Origin of the sequence: Pseudomonas sp. SHLD1, assembly GCF_028640935.1 — a bacterium.
GTDB lineage: Bacteria > Pseudomonadota > Gammaproteobacteria > Pseudomonadales > Pseudomonadaceae > Chryseomonas > Chryseomonas aestiva.
In genome coordinates this window covers 71,596-86,383 of record NZ_JAQZAD010000032.1, presented here as the reverse complement: position 1 = coordinate 86,383, position 14,788 = coordinate 71,596, and the positions used below count along the sequence as shown (strand labels likewise).

Here is a 14,788-nt window from a genome sequence, read left to right as displayed (position 1 = left end):
GGGGGCAGTCAAGTGTGAGACGGTTGCCGCGGCCGTCTCACAAGGAAAAGATCATGACCACGCCACGCCTCGCCGTCCTGGGTTCCGGTCTCATGGGCATCGGCATCGCCGTGCACTTGGCGCGCCACGGCCATGCCGTGCGGCTGCAGGACGTCGACCCCGCCCGCCTCGCCGAGGTGGCCGCCACCGCACGCACCCTGCTCGCCGAGCTGGAAGAAGCCGACATCGCGGTGGACACCGAGGCGATCATCGCCCGCCTGACCACTACGACCGACCTGGCCGATCTCGCCGACTGCGACCTGCTGTTCGAAGCCGTGCCCGAGCGCCTGGAGCTCAAGCACCAGCTCTATGCGCAGCTCGAAGCCGTGCTGCGCCCCGAGGCCCTGATCGCCAGCAACACCAGCGGCCTGCCACCGGACGAGCTGGCCGCGCACCTGCGCCATCCCGAGCGCCTGCTGATCGCCCACTTCTGGAATCCGCCGCACTTCATCCCTCTGGTGGAGCTGGTGCCTGGCACGGCCACCCTGCCCGCTCATCTGGAGGCCGTACGCCAACTGCTGGAAGCCGCCGACCTGGAAGCCGTGGTGCTGCAGCGCGCCATTCCCGGCTTCGTCGGCAATCGCCTGCAATTCGCCCTGCTGCGCGAGGCCCTGCACATCGTGCAGAGCGGCGCGGCGGATGCCGAGACGGTGGACCGGGTGATGCGCGCCTCCCTGGGTCGGCGCTATGCCATGGTCGGTCCGCTGGAGGCGGCGGACATGGGCGGCCTGGACACCTTTCGCGACATCGCCAGCCACCTCTGGCCGACCCTGGCGCGGGACGAGGCCCCACTGCAGCTGCTGGAGGATCAGGTGGCCGCCGGCCGCACCGGACTGCGCAGTGGTGCGGGCTTCTATGATTGGGACGCGGCGCGGCGCGAGCGTATCGTCCAGCGGCGCCTGCACCAGCTGCGCCATGCGCTGAAGCCATGAGTCGCACCCCGCCGGGTCTGCCCGGGCTGGAAGACTACGCCGAGATCCGCCAGCGGGCGATCCGCTCGCTGTTCGAAATCATCGAGCAGACCAGCAACGGCACGGTGATCGTCGACCGCGAGGCGCGTATCGTCTGGATCAACCAGAGATACGCCCAGCACTTCGGCCTGCCGGATGCCGCCGCCGCCATCGGTCAGCCGGTGGAACAGATCATTCCCCACAGCCTGCTGCGCGAGGTGGCGCGCAATGGCCAGCCGATCCTGCTGGACATGCTGGAGACCCGCAACGGACCGCTGGTGGTGATGCGCCTGCCGATCCATACCGACGAGGGCGAGTTGATCGGCGCCATCGGCTTCGCCCTGTTCGACCAGCTGCAGCAACTGGCACCGCTGGTGACCCGCTACCTGCGCATCCAGGAGGAGCTGGCCACCACCCGGCGCTCGCTGCAGCATGCCCGCACCGCCAAGTACGGCTTCGGCCACTTCGTCGGCAGCGGACCGGCCAGCCTGGAAGTCAAGCGTCGCGCCCGCCGCGCCGCCGCCAGCGAGGCCGCGGTGCTGCTCTTGGGCGAGACCGGTACCGGCAAGGAGTTGCTGGCCCACGCCATCCACGGCGCCTCTCCACGCGCCGGGCGGCCCTTTGTCAGCATCAATGCCGCGGCCATCCCGGAAAGCCTGCTGGAAGCGGAATTCTTCGGTACCGCGCCCGGCGCCTTTACCGGGGCCGAACGGCGCGCACGACCGGGCAAGCTGCAGATCGCCCAGGGCGGTACCCTGTTTCTCGACGAGATCGGCGACATGCCGCTGGCCTTGCAGGCCAAGCTGCTGCGGGTATTGCAGGAAAAGGAGTACGAGCCGCTGGGCTCCAACGAGGTGCTGGCCTGCGACGTGCGCATGATCGCCGCCACCTCCCGCGACCTGGACGTCGCCGTGGCCGAGGGGCGCTTTCGCGCCGATCTCTATTACCGGCTCAACGTACTGCCGATCCGCATCCCGCCGCTGCGGGAACGCCTCGACGACCTGAGGGTGCTGGCCGAGGCCATCCTCGCTGACCTGCGCAAGCTGAACGGACAGCCAATGCCCGAATTCACTGCCGACGGCCTGGCGCTGCTGCAGCGCCAACCCTGGCCCGGCAACGTGCGCGAGTTGCGCAACGTGCTGGAGCGCGCCGTGCTACTGGGTGACGACAGCCAGCTGGATGCCGCCGCGCTGGCGGCGGCCCTGGGCATCGCCCCCGCCACCTCGACGACGGGCGAGGCGATCAGTTACCGGACCGGCGAAACCTACGCCGAAGCCCGCCAGCGCTTCGATCGCGAGCTGCTGCAGGGCGCCCTGGCCGCCTGCGGTGGCAAGGTGGACGAAGCGGCGCGCCGCCTGGGCCTGGGGCGGTCCACGCTGTACAAGAAGCTGGTGGCGTTGGGACTGACGTCTCAAGCATGAGACATGTCCATATATAGAGACACGACCTGTAGGAGCGGCCCATGGCCGCGATAGCTAATCAATCGCGGCCATGGGCTGCTCCTACAGAGTCACGCCGTAGGTTGGGTTGAGACGGCTTTATCGTCGAAGCTCAACATTGCCGACCGTAGGCTGATGGTGGGCTTCGCTTCGCTCAACCCAACCTACGGCGTCCACTTTTTGAGAAAAATTTTGAGCAGCTAGCTGACTTCGAAATAAAAAACTAAATAAAACAATGGCTTAACAAACTGGCACGGTTCTGGCTCCTGCGTTCGGGCGATCTCCGCATCGCCCCTATAACAACAAAAACCGCTTCGCCCCAGGCGAAGCCCTAGGAGAAGCCATGAGTGTCCTGATCGCACTCGCCGCCCTGGCGCTGCTGATGTTCGCCGCCTACCGGGGTTTCAGTGTCATCCTCTTCGCCCCGCTCGCCGCCCTCGGCGCCGTGCTGCTCACCGATCCGTCCGCCGTGGCGCCCGCCTTCACCGGGGTGTTCATGGACAAGATGGTGGGCTTTCTCAAACTCTACTTCCCGGTGTTCATGCTGGGCGCCCTGTTCGGCAAGCTGATCGAGCTGTCGGGCTTTTCCCGCGCCATCGTCGCCGCGGCCATCCGCCTGCTCGGTCGCGAGCGGGCCATCCCGGTGATCGTCGCGGTGTGCGCCCTGCTGACCTATGGCGGCGTCTCGCTGTTCGTGGTGGTCTTCGCCGTCTATCCCTTCGCTGCGGAGATGTTTCGCCAGAGCGACATCCCCAAGCGGCTGATCCCGGCGACCATCGCCCTGGGCGCCTTCTCCTTCACCATGGACGCCCTGCCCGGCACGCCGCAGATCCAGAACATCATCCCCACCAGCTTCTTCCAGACCACCGCCTGGGCCGCGCCCTGGCTGGGCTTGGCCGGTTCGCTGTTCGTCATCGCCGTGGGCCTCACCTACCTCGGCAGCGCCCGGCGCAAGGCCCGCAATAGCGGCGAAGGCTATGCCAGCGTGCCGCTGCGCAACGAGCCCGAGACCGCCGCCGACCTGCCGTTGCCCAATCCCTGGCTGGCCCTGGCGCCGCTGGTGCTGGTGGGCGTGCTCAACCTGCTGCTGACCCGCTGGATTCCCGACTGGTACGGCGCCACCCATAACCTGGCCCTGCCCGGCATGGCCAAGCCGGTGACCCAGGAGGTGGCCAAGCTGACCGGCATCTGGGCGGTGGAAGGCGCGCTGCTGGCGGGCATCCTGCTGGTGCTGGCCACCGGTTTCGGCGCCATCCGCGGCCGGCTCGCCGAAGGCAGCAAGACCGCCGTCTCCGGCGCCCTGCTGGCCGGGATGAACACGGCGTCGGAATACGGCTTCGGCGCGGTGATCGCCGCCCTGCCCGGCTTCGTGCTGTTCGCCCAGGGCCTCAAGGCCATCCCCGACCCGCTGATCAACGAGGCGGTGAGCGTGACCCTGCTGGCCGGCATCACCGGTTCCGCCTCGGGCGGCATGAGCATCGCCCTGGCGGCCATGAGCGACACCTTCATCGCCGCCGCCAATGGCGCGGGCATCCCACTGGAAGTCCTCCACCGGGTGGCGGCCATGGCCAGTGGCGGCATGGACACCCTGCCGCACAACGGCGCGGTCATCACCCTGCTGGCAGTGACCGGCCTGACCCACCGCGAAGCCTACGGCGGGGTGTTCAAGATCACCCTGATCAAGACCGTGGCGGTGTTCTTCGTCATCGCCCTCTACTACCTGACCGGCCTCGTCTAAGGAGACCACCATGGACCTCACCGGCAAGACCGCCTTGGTCACCGGCTCCACCAGCGGCATCGGCCTGGGCATCGCCCAGCGCCTGGCCGCCGCCGGCGCCACCCTCATTCTCAACGGCTTCGGCGATCCCGCTGCGGCCCAGGCCAGCCTGGCCGCCCGCAGTGGCTTCCACGGCGCCGACCTGTCCAGGCCGGAAGAGATCGAAGACCTCTTCGCCTACGCCAAACGCGACTTCGGCGGCGTCGACATCCTGGTCAACAACGCCGGCATCCAGCACGTGGCGCCGGTGGAAGACTTTCCGGTGGAACGCTGGGACGCGGTGATCGCGCTCAATCTCTCGGCGGTCTTCCACACCACCCGCCTGGCGCTGCCGGGCATGCGCGAACGGGATTGGGGCCGCATCGTCAACATCTCCTCGGTGCACGGCCTGGTCGCCTCCACCGGCAAGGCGGCCTATGTGGCCGCCAAGCACGGCGTGGTGGGCCTGACCAAGGTCACCGCCCTGGAGACCGCACGCACCGGCATCACCTGCAACGCGCTGTGCCCGGGCTTCGTGCTCACCCCGCTGATCCAGCAGCAGCTGGACAGCCGTGGCAGCGATCCGGACCAGGCGCGGCGCGACCTGCTCAGCGAAAAGCAGCCGTCGCAGGAATTCGTCACCACCGACCAGCTGGGCGAGCTGGCACTGTTCCTGTGCAGCGAGGCCGCGGCCCAGGTGCGCGGCGCCGCCTGGACCATGGACGGCGGCTGGACCGCCCAATAACGACAAGAGGATCTCCATCATGAACAAGCTCTATCCCAACGCCGCGGCCGCCCTCGACGGGCTGGTCAGCGACGGCATCACCCTGGCCGTGGGCGGCTTCGGCCTCTGCGGTATCCCCGAGGCGCTGATCGCCGCCCTGCGCGATACCGGCGCCCGCGAGCTGACCGCCATCAGCAACAACGCCGGGGTGGATGGCTTCGGCCTCGGCCAGCTGCTGGAGACCCGGCAGATCCGCAAGATGATTTCCTCCTACGTGGGCGAGAACAAGGAATTCGAGCGCCAGTACCTGGCCGGCGAGCTGGAGCTGGAATTCACTCCCCAGGGCACCCTGGCCGAGAAGCTGCGCGCCGGCGGCGCGGGCATTCCGGCGTTCTATACCCGCACCGGCTACGGCACCCTGGTGGCCGAGGGCAAGGAGGTACGCGACTTCAACGGCCAGCCCCATGTCATGGAACTGGCGCTGACCGCCGACGTGGCCCTGGTCAAGGCGCAACGCGCCGACAAGGCCGGCAACCTGGTGTTCAACAAGACCGCGCGCAACTTCAATCCGCTGTGCGCCATGGCCGGTCGCGTCTGCATCGCCGAGGTGGAAGAGCTGGTGGAAGTCGGCGAGCTGGATCCCGACCAGATCCACCTGCCCGGCATCTTCGTGCAGCGCCTGGTGGTCAACGCCAAGCCCGAGAAACGCATCGAGAAACGTACCCTGAGCGAGGAGAAGTAAGATGGCCTGGACCCGCGAACAGATGGCGCAACGCGCCGCCCGGGAGCTGCAGGACGGCTTCTACGTCAACCTCGGCATCGGCTTGCCGACCCTCGTCGCCAACTACATTCCCGCCGGCATGGACGTCTGGCTGCAGTCGGAAAACGGCCTGCTGGGCATCGGCCCCTTCCCCACCGCCGAGACGGTCGATCCGGACCTCATCAACGCCGGCAAGCAGACCGTCACCGCCCTGCCCGGCAGCAGCTATTTCGACAGCGCCGCGAGCTTCGGCATGATCCGCGGCGGCCACGTCAACCTCGCTATCCTCGGTGCCATGCAGGTGTCGGAACAAGGCGATCTGGCCAACTGGATGATCCCCGGCAAGATGGTCAAGGGCATGGGCGGCGCCATGGACCTGGTGGCCGGCGTACAGCGCGTGGTGGTGCTGATGGAGCACACCGCCAAGGGCGCCCACAAGATCCTGCCGGCCTGCGACCTGCCGCTGACCGGAGTCGGCGTGGTCGACCTGATCATCACCGACCTGGCCGTGCTGGAGGTGACCGAAGGCGGTCTGAAGCTGGTGGAACTGGCCGAAGGCGTCAGCCTCGATGAACTGCGCGCCGCCACCGGCGCCCCCATCCAGGCCTGAGGAGACCCAGCCATGCAAGACGTCGTCATCGTCGCCGCCACCCGTACCGCGGTCGGCAGCTTCCAGGGCTCCCTGGCCAACGTACCCGCGGTCGAACTCGGCGCCACCGTCATCCGCGCCCTGCTGGCACAGACCGGCGTGGTGCCAGCCGAGGTGGATGAAGTCATCCTCGGCCAGGTACTCACCGCCGGCGCCGGCCAGAATCCCGCCCGCCAGGCGGCGGTCAAAGCCGGCCTACCCCACGAGGTGCCGGCCCTGACCCTGAACAAGGTCTGCGGCTCCGGCCTCAAGGCGGTGCAACTGGCCGTCCAGGCGATCCGTTGCGGCGACGCCGAGATCGTCATCGCCGGTGGCATGGAAAACATGAGCCTTGCGCCCTATGTGCTGCCCAAGGTGCGCAGCGGCCTGCGCCTGGGGCATGCCGAGCTGGTCGATTCCATGATCAGCGATGGGCTGTGGGATGCCTTCAACGACTACCACATGGGCCAGACCGCGGAGAATCTGGTGCAGCAGTACCAGATCAGCCGCGAGGCCCAGGATGCCTTCGCTGCCCGCTCCCAGCAGCGCGCCGCGGCGGCGGTGGAATCCGGGCGTTTCCGCGAGGAGATCACCCCGGTGGCCATCCCCCAGCGCAAGGGCGAGCCGCTGCTGTTCGACACCGACGAAGGCATCCGCGCCGATACCAGCGCCGAGGGCCTGGCCCGCCTGCGGCCGGCCTTCGCCAAGGACGGCAGCGTCACCGCCGGCAACGCCTCCAGCCTCAACGACGGAGCCGCCGCGGTGCTGGTAATGAGCGCGACCAGGGCTGCCGCCCTTGGCCTGATGCCGCTGGCCCATATCGCCGCCTATGCCAGCGCCGGAGTGGACCCGGCGATCATGGGCATCGGCCCGGTCTCGGCCACCCGCAAAACCCTGGAAAAGGCCGGCTGGCAACTGGCCGACCTGGACCTGATCGAGGCCAACGAAGCCTTCGCCGCCCAGGCCCTGGCCGTGGGCCAGGAGCTGGGTTGGGATGACGACAAGGTCAACGTCAACGGCGGCGCCATCGCCCTGGGCCATCCCATCGGCGCCTCGGGTTGCCGGGTGCTGGTGACCCTGCTGCACGAATTGCGTCGGCGCGAGGGTCGGCGGGGCCTGGCGACCCTGTGCATCGGCGGTGGCCAGGGCGTGGCCCTGGCGGTGGAGCGGCGCTAGTCCCTATCGCGGCCGTGGGCCGCTCCTACAGATACGGACACACTGTAGGAGCGGCCCATGGCCGCGATATGACCCCAACCGCGTGGAAAAGGCTGCGCCGTTTTCCACGCTACGCCTGATGTTCCCCTGAAAAACAACAACAAAAGGATCTCCCATGAGTTCAACCCCCTCCCGCGATTCGCGCAGCGCGCGGTTCGCCCTGGCCTGTTCCAACTGGGCCGAGCGCTGGTTTCCCGATTCCTGGGTGTTCGCCGTGCTCGCCGTGGCCGTGGTGGCCCTGGCCGCCCTCGGCATGGGCGCGCCGGCGGCCAAGACCGCCAAGGCCTTTGGCGACGGTTTCTGGAGTCTGATTCCCTTCACCATGCAGATGGCCTTCGTGGTCATCGGCGGCTATGTGGTGGCCAGTTCCGGTCCGGCCGGGCGCCTGATCGAGCGCCTGGCGCGGGTGCCCCGTACCGGACGCGGCGCGGTGTGCTGGGTGGCCCTGGTGGCCATGCTCGCCTCCCTGCTCAACTGGGGCCTGAGCCTGGTGTTCGGCGGCCTGCTGGTGCGCGCCCTGGCCCGCCGCGAAGAACTCAAGATGGACTATCGCGCCGCCGGCGCCGCGGCCTACCTGGGCCTGGGCGCGGTCTGGGCGCTGGGGCTGTCGTCGTCGGCGGCGCAGCTGCAGGCCAATCCGGCCAGCCTGCCGCCCTCGATCCTCGCCATCACCGGGGTGATTCCCTTCAGCCAGACGCTGTTCCTTTGGCAATCCGGCGCCCTGCTGCTGGTGCTGCTGGTGGTCTCGGCGGTGATCGCCTATGTCACCGCGCCCGGACCGGACAGTGCGCGCGATGCCCGTGCCTGTGGCGTCGACGTCACCCCGGCGCCCAAGCCGGCCGCTACGCCGACCCGTCCAGGCGAATGGCTGGAATACAGCCCGATCCTGATCATCCTGCTGGTGCTCCTGGCCGCGGGCTGGCTGGTGCAGGAATTCGCCAGCAAGCCGGCCATCGAGGCCATTTCCGGGCTGAACACCTACAACCTGCTGTTCATCTCCCTGGGCGCCCTGCTGCACTGGCGGCCGCGGCATTTCCTCGACGCCGTGGCCCGCGCCGTGCCGGCCACCACCGGGGTGCTGATCCAGTTTCCGCTGTACGGCTCCATCGCCGCCATCCTGACCAAGGTCAATGGCGGCGATGGCCAGACCCTGGCGCACCATATCGCAGCATTTTTCACCCAGATCGCCACCCACGACACCTTCGCCCTGCTGATGGGCGTCTACTCGGCGCTGCTGGGGTTCTTCATCCCCTCAGGCGGGGGCAAGTGGATCATCGAGGCGCCCTATGTGATGCAGGTGGCCAACGATCTGCAGTATCACCTGGGCTGGGCCGTGCAGATCTACAACGCCGCCGAGGCATTGCCGAATCTGATCAATCCCTTCTACATGCTGCCGCTGCTGGGCGTGCTGGGGCTGAAGGCGCGCGACCTGGTCGGCTTTTCCTTCGTGCAGCTGCTGGTCCATGCACCCCTGGTGCTGGTGCTGCTATGGCTGTTGGGGGGAACGTTGGCCTATCTGCCGCCGGTACACCCGTAGCTCGGGTGGGGCGCAGACGGTAAAGCGGGAGGGGTGGAGCGGGAGCCGGCTGAATCTCAGCCGGCGATGGCCAGGCGGGTGCTGTCGATGATGGCCTGCAGGCGGCTCGGGTTGCTGTATTCGTCGCGGTAGATCCGGCGGGTGTGCTTGGCCACGCCATGCTCGTTGACGACGATGAAGGAAAAACCACGCTTGCTGGGCGCGTCGATGACGCAGCTCATCGGCGCGAAAGCGGCGCTGAGGGCATGCATGGCGTTCTGGGCTTGGGCTTGTATGTTCATGACTTCAGTTGTAAACCTCACGTGTGACGCTGCTATGACAAAGGTCTTGACCGATAGTGCCTAGACTTGCCAGTTATTGTTAGCAATAGGCGTGCCGGAATGTAACAAGGCCTTTTCCGACACGCCCTGCCCTCACTTGCCGGCAGCCTGCTGGCGACGCTTGGCTCGCCGCGACAGCATGTTCAGGCCCTCGATCAGCGCCGAGAAGGCCATGGCCGCGTAGATGTAGCCCTTGGGCACATGGGCGCCGAAACCTTCGGCGATCAGGGTCATGCCGATCATGATCAGGAAGCCCAGCGCCAGCATCACGACGGTGGGGTTGTCGTTGATGAACCTGGCCAGGGGGTCGGCCGCCAGCAACATGACGGTCACCGCCACCACCACCGCGATCACCATCACCGGCAGGTGCTCGGTCATGCCGACGGCGGTGATGATGCTGTCCACCGAGAACACCAGGTCCAGCAGGAGGATCTGCACGATGGCCGAACCGAAGGCGAGGGTCGCCGTCTCGCCGCCCTTGCTCAGGGCGCTGTCGGGCTCGGGATCGACGTTGTGATGGATCTCCTTGGTCGCCTTCCACAGCAGGAACAGGCCACCGGCGATGAGGATCAGGTCCTTCCAGGAAAAGCTCTTGCCGAACACCTCGATGATGGGCTCGGTGAGCTGGACGATCCAGGCCACGGTACCGAGCAGACCCAGGCGCAGGATCAGCGCCAGGCTGATGCCGATGCGGCGGCCCTTCTGCTGTTGGTGCGCGGGCAGCTTGTTGGTCAGGATGGAGATGAAGATGAGGTTGTCGATGCCCAGCACCACTTCCATCACGATCAAGGTGGCGAGAGCAGCCCAGACGGTCGGGTCGGCGGCGAGTTGTAGCAGATAGTCCATTGCGGCGCGGTTCCAGTGGGAAGAGAAAGGCCTGACAGGGTCAGGCCGCAGGTCTCACCATCAGAGCTTCGCATCTGTGAAATGCTCGTGAAGGCCTCTGCCGCAATTGTTTCAAACTGTCGCAGCGGTACGCCGCTGAACGAAGCGCGCCACATAGTCGTCGGCCGGCTGGCCGAGGATGTCCGCCGGGGTGCCCACCTGCACCAGCCGACCGTCACGCAGGATGGCGATGCGATTGCCCAGGCGCAGGGCCTCGTCCAGGTCATGGGTGATGAAGACGATGGTCTTGTGCAGGCGCTGTTGCAGCTCCAGCAGTTGCTCCTGCATCTCGGCGCGGATCAGTGGATCGAGGGCGGAAAAGGCCTCGTCCATCAGGATGATCTCGGTATCGGCCGCCAGGGCACGGGCCAGGCCGACCCGCTGGCGCATACCGCCGGAGAGCTGGTGCGGCCACTTGCGCTCGTAGCCGGCCAGACCCACCACCTCGAGCCAGTGCAGCGCCCGTTCGCGACAGACCGCCTTGGGCTCGCCCCGCACCTTGAGTCCGTAGGCGACGTTGTCCAGCACCCGTCGATGGGGCAGTAGGCCGAAGCTCTGGAACACCATGCTGATGCGCTGGCGGCGCAATTCGCGCAGCGCCGGCAGCGGCAGCTGCAGAATGTCCTGGCCATCGATGAGGATGCGCCCGCTGCTTGGATCGATCAGCCGGTTGAAGTGACGCACCAAGGTCGACTTGCCGGAACCGGAGAGGCCCATGATGACGAAGATCTCGCCTTCGGCGATTTCCAGGGACAGATCGTCCACCCCCACCACGCAACCCGTACGGGCGAGGATGTCGGCCTTGTCGTGTCCCTCGCGAAGCAGGGCCAGGGCTGCCTGCTCGCGTTTGCCGAAGATCTTGGAGACCCGCTCGACGACGATCTTCATCGCTCCACCTCGTGGCGCTGGCGGCCATAGGCCTGGGTGATGCGGTCGATGACCACGGCGAGAATGACGATGGCCAGACCCGCCTGCAGCCCCTTGCCCACGTCCAGGGTCTGGATACCCACCAGCACCTCTTCACCAAGACCGCGGGCGCCGATCATGGAGGCGATCACCACCATGGACAGCGCCATCATGGTGGTCTGGTTGATGCCGGCCATGATGCTTGGCAGCGCCAGCGGCAGCTGCACGCCGAACAGCTGCTGCCAGCGACTGGCGCCAAAGGCGTTGACCGCTTCCATGACCTCGCGATCGACCTGGCGGATGCCCAGGTCGGTGAGGCGGATCAGCGGCGGCGCGGCATAGATCACGGTGGCGAAGATCGCCGGCACCTTGCCCAGGCCGAACAGCATCAGCACCGGGATCAGGTACACGAAGCTGGGCATGGTCTGCATGATGTCCAATAGCGGCATCAGCACCAGCCGCAGACGGGCACTACGAGCGCAGAGGATGCCCAGGGGGATGCCAATGATCACCGCGATGGCGGTGGCGACCAGCACCAGGGCCAGGGTCTGCATCAGCTTGTCCCACAGCCCCAGGGCGCCGACCAGGAACAGCAGTCCGGTGATCAGCAGGGTCGGCAACACCCGCCGGGTGGCATGGGCGGCCAGAGCCGCGACGATCAGCAGCAGCGCCCACCAGGGGGTGCCGCGCAGCAGGCCTTCGAGCCAGACGATGGCCTGCAGCAGGGTGTCGGAGATGGTCCGGAAGACGTCGCCGTAGCGAGTCACCAGCCAGTCGACACCGCGATTGACGGCGTCGGCGAAGGAAAAGGTCAGACCTTCGGGAAACATCCTAGAGCGCCGCCTGGATCTTGCTGCGCGCCGCGGCGTCGGTCACCCAGGCCTGCCACAGTTCGGGATGGGCCTTGAGCAGCGCCTTGGCGGCAGCGGGGGCGTCCTGCTTGGCTTCGGCCTGCTCGGCCAGGGTGCGGTTGAGCAGCTCGATGGGCACATTGACCCGACTCAGCACGGCCACCAGCTCGGGGGCCCCGTCGTGGAAAGGCTTGGAGAGGCCGGCCTGCACCTGGATGCGCTTGGCTTCGCCGTCACGCGGCGTGAGCTGCACCATGTCGACCCGACCCAGCAGCGGCGTTGGCGACCAGTAGTAGGTGAGGATCGGCTGCTTGCGCCGGGTGGCGGAGACGATGGCCGCATCCAGCGCCGGTCCGGTGCCGGGGCGGAAGTTGGTGTACTTGTCGCTCAGGCCGTAGCTCTGCAGCATCTGGGTGTTCTCCAGTTCGCAGGTCCAGCCGGCGGGGCAATTGTAGAAGCGGCCCTTGCCCGGTTCTTCCGGATCGCGAAACAACTCGGCGTACTGAGCCAGGTCGGCGATGCTCTTCAGCTTGGGTGCCTTGGCGCCCTCGCCTTCCACCAGATAGCGCGGCACATACCAGCCTTCGGTGGCGCCTTCGATGGGCGCGCCCACACCGACCACCTTGCCGGCCGCAGCGGCCTTGTTCCAGGCCTCGCTGCGACCGATCCACTCCTCGGCGAACACCTGGATGTCGTTGTTGCCCAGCGCCTGCTCCAGGGTGATGGAGTTACCAGGAATGCTGTCCACCTTGCAGTCATAGCCGTGCTGCAGGACGAAGCCCATCAATTCGGAGAGCAGCATGCCGCTCTCCCAGTTCACCCCGGCGAACTTCACCGGCTTGCTGGCGCACCAGCTGTCGGCCTGGGCGGTGCCGGCGGCGAGCAGGCCAAGGGAGAGGCCGGCGGCCAGGAGGGAACGGCGGGGGAAGGCTGTGGGCATGGGTGACTCCGTCTGCACTGGGAGGGCCAGGGCGGCAGAGCCGTTCCGCTGGCGATCCTACCTTGGTCAGCGCCGCGGGCTCAGGGTTCAGCCAGGGGCCCTGGCGCCGCCTGCGTGGGGTTCGCGGGCGCTGAAAAGCGCGACCCGGCCTACCTGGCGCAGCTCGATCCGGGCGAAGTGCCTACGCAACTCTCGCTCGAGATCCGCCAGGGTGTCGTGGGCGTTGCCGAAGATCCCCTTGCGGTTGTACAGGGCCATCAGCCGTTGGCCGAAGCGATTATGGCCCGCGGTATCGCCCAGGATGGTGGCGCCGAACAGCACGCCGCCAGGCGCCAGCACTGGCGCCAGCTGAGCGAACACTCGCCCCTTCTGCGCCAGGCTGCCGGGCAGGCAGTGCAAGAGGTAGTACAGGGCGATGGAATCGAAGGGGCCGACCGTCGGCTCCAGCGGTTCCAGCACGTCGTGGCGCAGGGTCCGGGCGGGCCGCCCGAAGCGCCCTTGCGCGGCGGCCAGACTGACCGGATTGAGATCCAGCAGGGTGACCTCGGTATCGGCCGGCAGCTCCGCCTTGGCCAGGTAGTAGCCGGTACCCACGCCCACCTCGAGATGGCGCCGACCGACCTGCCGACGAAAGAACGGCAGCAGCACCTCGGCGGTCGGGCAGCCCCAGGCATAGCGATTGGAGAGGCCCAGAACCCAGGCGTCGTAGAGGCGCAGGGTCAGCGGCGAATAGACGGCGGCGCCCGCCTGGCAAGCCTCGAAGTCCGCGCGGACGACCGCTGCGCTCGAACTTTGCGTGCGCTCGCCTCTTCTACCGAAGGTCACCCTCGCGGAGCCGATCATGCGTATCCATCACCTCAACTGCGGCTGCATGTGCCCCCTGGGCGGGGCGATGTACGACGGCTTCAGCCATGGCCTTGCCGCCCACCTCGCCTGTCATTGCCTGCTGGTGGAAACCGACCGGGACGGCCTGGTGCTGGTGGATACCGGCTTTGGCGAAGCCGATCTCAGGGAACGCGGCCGGCGGCTCAGTCCGTTCTTCCGGCTGATGAATCGCATCCAGTACGATCCCGAACTCAGCGCCCTGGCGCAGCTGCGCCGCCTGGGTTTTCGTCCGGGCGACGTCCGCCATATCGTGCTGACCCATCTGGATTTCGACCATGCCGGCGGCCTGGACGACTTTCCCCAGGCCCAGGTCCATGTCCTGCAGCGGGAGTGGGATGCGCAGCGGCAGCGCCATGGCTTCATCGGTCGACGTCGCTACAGTCCGGCGCAATGGCAAGGCATTCGCCACTGGCATTTCCACGAACCCCAGGGCGAGGCCTGGCACGGCTTCGCCAGCGTGCGTGACCTGCCCGGCCTACCGCCGGAGATCCTGATGATCCCGCTGCCCGGCCATACCGCGGGTCATGCCGGTATCGCCATCCAGCACGACGGAGGCTGGTTGCTGCACGCCGGCGACGCCTATTTCTATCGCGACGAGATGCGCCAGCCCGAACGTCACTGCACGCCGGGCCTGAGGTTCTACCAGCGCCTGATGGAAGCCGACCGCGCCAGTCGCCTGGACAACCAGGCGCGTCTGCGCGAGCTCTCCCTGCGCCAGGACCTGGGGCTGACGCTGTTCTGCAGCCATGACCTGGTGGAGTTGCGGCGCTTGCAGGAAGGTACGGGAGCCGAGATGTCGTAGGTTGGGTCGAGCGCAGCGAAGCCCAACGCCACCAGGCCGAACCCCTCGTGTTGGGCTTCGACGATAAAGCCATCTCAACCCAACCTACGCGTGGCCCGCTGACGCGATGCACCGTAGGTTGGGTTGAGCGTAGCGAAGCCCAACGCCACCA

15 protein-coding genes are annotated in these 14,788 nt (G+C 67.3%); 9 read left to right on the top strand and 6 right to left on the bottom strand.

What is annotated here, in order from left to right:
- The first annotated feature begins 53 nt into the window (after positions 1-53).
- From PVZ77_RS21195 to PVZ77_RS21160, 8 genes are all read left to right on the top strand, one after another.
- Positions 54-971: a 3-hydroxyacyl-CoA dehydrogenase family protein gene (locus PVZ77_RS21195; RefSeq protein WP_273809374.1), complete on the top strand. Its 918-nt coding sequence runs from the start codon at positions 54-56 to the stop codon at positions 969-971.
- Positions 968-2,410 (top strand): sigma-54 interaction domain-containing protein, encoded by a 1,443-nt coding sequence (locus PVZ77_RS21190; RefSeq protein WP_273809373.1) that lies wholly within the window; start codon positions 968-970, stop codon positions 2,408-2,410. The genes PVZ77_RS21195 and PVZ77_RS21190 overlap by 4 nt, the downstream gene beginning before the upstream one ends.
- A gap of 361 nt (positions 2,411-2,771) precedes the next feature.
- Positions 2,772-4,166 carry a GntP family permease gene (locus PVZ77_RS21185; RefSeq protein ID WP_158896688.1) on the top strand — a complete coding sequence of 465 codons (1,395 nt, stop codon included), beginning with the start codon at positions 2,772-2,774 and terminating at the stop codon, positions 4,164-4,166.
- A gap of 10 nt (positions 4,167-4,176) precedes the next feature.
- On the top strand, positions 4,177-4,929 hold the full coding sequence (locus PVZ77_RS21180; RefSeq protein WP_273809371.1) for a 3-hydroxybutyrate dehydrogenase: 753 nt from the start codon (positions 4,177-4,179) through the stop codon (positions 4,927-4,929).
- Positions 4,930-4,948: 19 nt separating this feature from the next.
- Entirely contained in the window at positions 4,949-5,650 is a 702-nt protein-coding gene (locus tag PVZ77_RS21175) for a CoA transferase subunit A (RefSeq protein WP_273809370.1), read from the top strand.
- 1 nt (position 5,651) lies between these two features.
- Positions 5,652-6,278, top strand: a complete 627-nt coding sequence (locus PVZ77_RS21170) for a CoA transferase subunit B (RefSeq protein WP_007162849.1) — start codon at positions 5,652-5,654, stop codon at positions 6,276-6,278.
- Between the two features lie 12 nt (positions 6,279-6,290).
- Entirely contained in the window at positions 6,291-7,472 is a 1,182-nt protein-coding gene (locus PVZ77_RS21165; protein WP_273809369.1) for an acetyl-CoA C-acetyltransferase, read from the top strand.
- 154 nt (positions 7,473-7,626) lie between these two features.
- On the top strand, positions 7,627-9,048 hold the full coding sequence (locus tag PVZ77_RS21160; protein WP_273809368.1) for a short-chain fatty acid transporter: 1,422 nt from the start codon (positions 7,627-7,629) through the stop codon (positions 9,046-9,048).
- Positions 9,049-9,104: 56 nt separating this feature from the next.
- Here PVZ77_RS21160 and PVZ77_RS21155 read toward each other — a convergent pair whose 3' ends face one another.
- From PVZ77_RS21155 to PVZ77_RS21130, 6 genes are all read right to left on the bottom strand, one after another.
- Positions 9,105-9,329 (bottom strand): hypothetical protein, encoded by a 225-nt coding sequence (locus PVZ77_RS21155; protein WP_007159037.1) that lies wholly within the window; start codon positions 9,327-9,329, stop codon positions 9,105-9,107.
- A 132-nt stretch (positions 9,330-9,461) separates the two neighbouring features.
- Positions 9,462-10,214 carry a TerC family protein gene (locus tag PVZ77_RS21150; protein ID WP_007159038.1) on the bottom strand — a complete coding sequence of 251 codons (753 nt, stop codon included), beginning with the start codon at positions 10,212-10,214 and terminating at the stop codon, positions 9,462-9,464.
- 111 nt (positions 10,215-10,325) lie between these two features.
- On the bottom strand, positions 10,326-11,141 hold the full coding sequence (locus tag PVZ77_RS21145) for a quaternary amine ABC transporter ATP-binding protein (protein WP_133859485.1): 816 nt from the start codon (positions 11,139-11,141) through the stop codon (positions 10,326-10,328).
- Positions 11,138-11,989, bottom strand: coding sequence for an ABC transporter permease (locus tag PVZ77_RS21140; protein ID WP_133859486.1), 852 nt, complete (start codon positions 11,987-11,989; stop codon positions 11,138-11,140). Before PVZ77_RS21140 ends, PVZ77_RS21145 begins: the two co-directional genes overlap by 4 nt.
- A gap of 1 nt (position 11,990) precedes the next feature.
- Positions 11,991-12,950, bottom strand: a complete 960-nt coding sequence (locus PVZ77_RS21135) for an ABC transporter substrate-binding protein (RefSeq protein ID WP_273809363.1) — start codon at positions 12,948-12,950, stop codon at positions 11,991-11,993.
- 87 nt (positions 12,951-13,037) lie between these two features.
- The gene (locus PVZ77_RS21130; RefSeq protein ID WP_273809362.1) at positions 13,038-13,793 is read right to left on the bottom strand and encodes a class I SAM-dependent methyltransferase; all 756 of its coding nucleotides are present in this window, start codon (positions 13,791-13,793) and stop codon (positions 13,038-13,040) included.
- Between PVZ77_RS21130 and PVZ77_RS21125 the strand changes: the two genes are divergently transcribed.
- The gene (locus PVZ77_RS21125) at positions 13,792-14,637 is read left to right on the top strand and encodes an MBL fold metallo-hydrolase (RefSeq protein WP_273809360.1); all 846 of its coding nucleotides are present in this window, start codon (positions 13,792-13,794) and stop codon (positions 14,635-14,637) included. The two genes, PVZ77_RS21130 and PVZ77_RS21125, sit on opposite strands and share 2 nt — an antisense overlap.
- The last annotated feature ends 151 nt before the right edge of the window (positions 14,638-14,788 follow it).

Coding starts and splice junctions, on each gene's coding strand:
- PVZ77_RS21195 (WP_273809374.1), top strand. CDS start 54: ATGACCACGCCACGCCTCGCCGTCCTGGGTTCCGGTCTCATGGGCATC.
- PVZ77_RS21190 (WP_273809373.1), top strand. CDS start 968: ATGAGTCGCACCCCGCCGGGTCTGCCCGGGCTGGAAGACTACGCCGAG.
- PVZ77_RS21185 (WP_158896688.1), top strand. CDS start 2,772: ATGAGTGTCCTGATCGCACTCGCCGCCCTGGCGCTGCTGATGTTCGCC.
- PVZ77_RS21180 (WP_273809371.1), top strand. CDS start 4,177: ATGGACCTCACCGGCAAGACCGCCTTGGTCACCGGCTCCACCAGCGGC.
- PVZ77_RS21175 (WP_273809370.1), top strand. CDS start 4,949: ATGAACAAGCTCTATCCCAACGCCGCGGCCGCCCTCGACGGGCTGGTC.
- PVZ77_RS21170 (WP_007162849.1), top strand. CDS start 5,652: ATGGCCTGGACCCGCGAACAGATGGCGCAACGCGCCGCCCGGGAGCTG.
- PVZ77_RS21165 (WP_273809369.1), top strand. CDS start 6,291: ATGCAAGACGTCGTCATCGTCGCCGCCACCCGTACCGCGGTCGGCAGC.
- PVZ77_RS21160 (WP_273809368.1), top strand. CDS start 7,627: ATGAGTTCAACCCCCTCCCGCGATTCGCGCAGCGCGCGGTTCGCCCTG.
- PVZ77_RS21155 (WP_007159037.1), bottom strand. CDS start 9,329: ATGAACATACAAGCCCAAGCCCAGAACGCCATGCATGCCCTCAGCGCC.
- PVZ77_RS21150 (WP_007159038.1), bottom strand. CDS start 10,214: ATGGACTATCTGCTACAACTCGCCGCCGACCCGACCGTCTGGGCTGCT.
- PVZ77_RS21145 (WP_133859485.1), bottom strand. CDS start 11,141: ATGAAGATCGTCGTCGAGCGGGTCTCCAAGATCTTCGGCAAACGCGAG.
- PVZ77_RS21140 (WP_133859486.1), bottom strand. CDS start 11,989: ATGTTTCCCGAAGGTCTGACCTTTTCCTTCGCCGACGCCGTCAATCGC.
- PVZ77_RS21135 (WP_273809363.1), bottom strand. CDS start 12,950: ATGCCCACAGCCTTCCCCCGCCGTTCCCTCCTGGCCGCCGGCCTCTCC.
- PVZ77_RS21125 (WP_273809360.1), top strand. CDS start 13,792: ATGCGTATCCATCACCTCAACTGCGGCTGCATGTGCCCCCTGGGCGGG.
- PVZ77_RS21130 (WP_273809362.1), bottom strand. CDS start 13,793: ATGATCGGCTCCGCGAGGGTGACCTTCGGTAGAAGAGGCGAGCGCACG.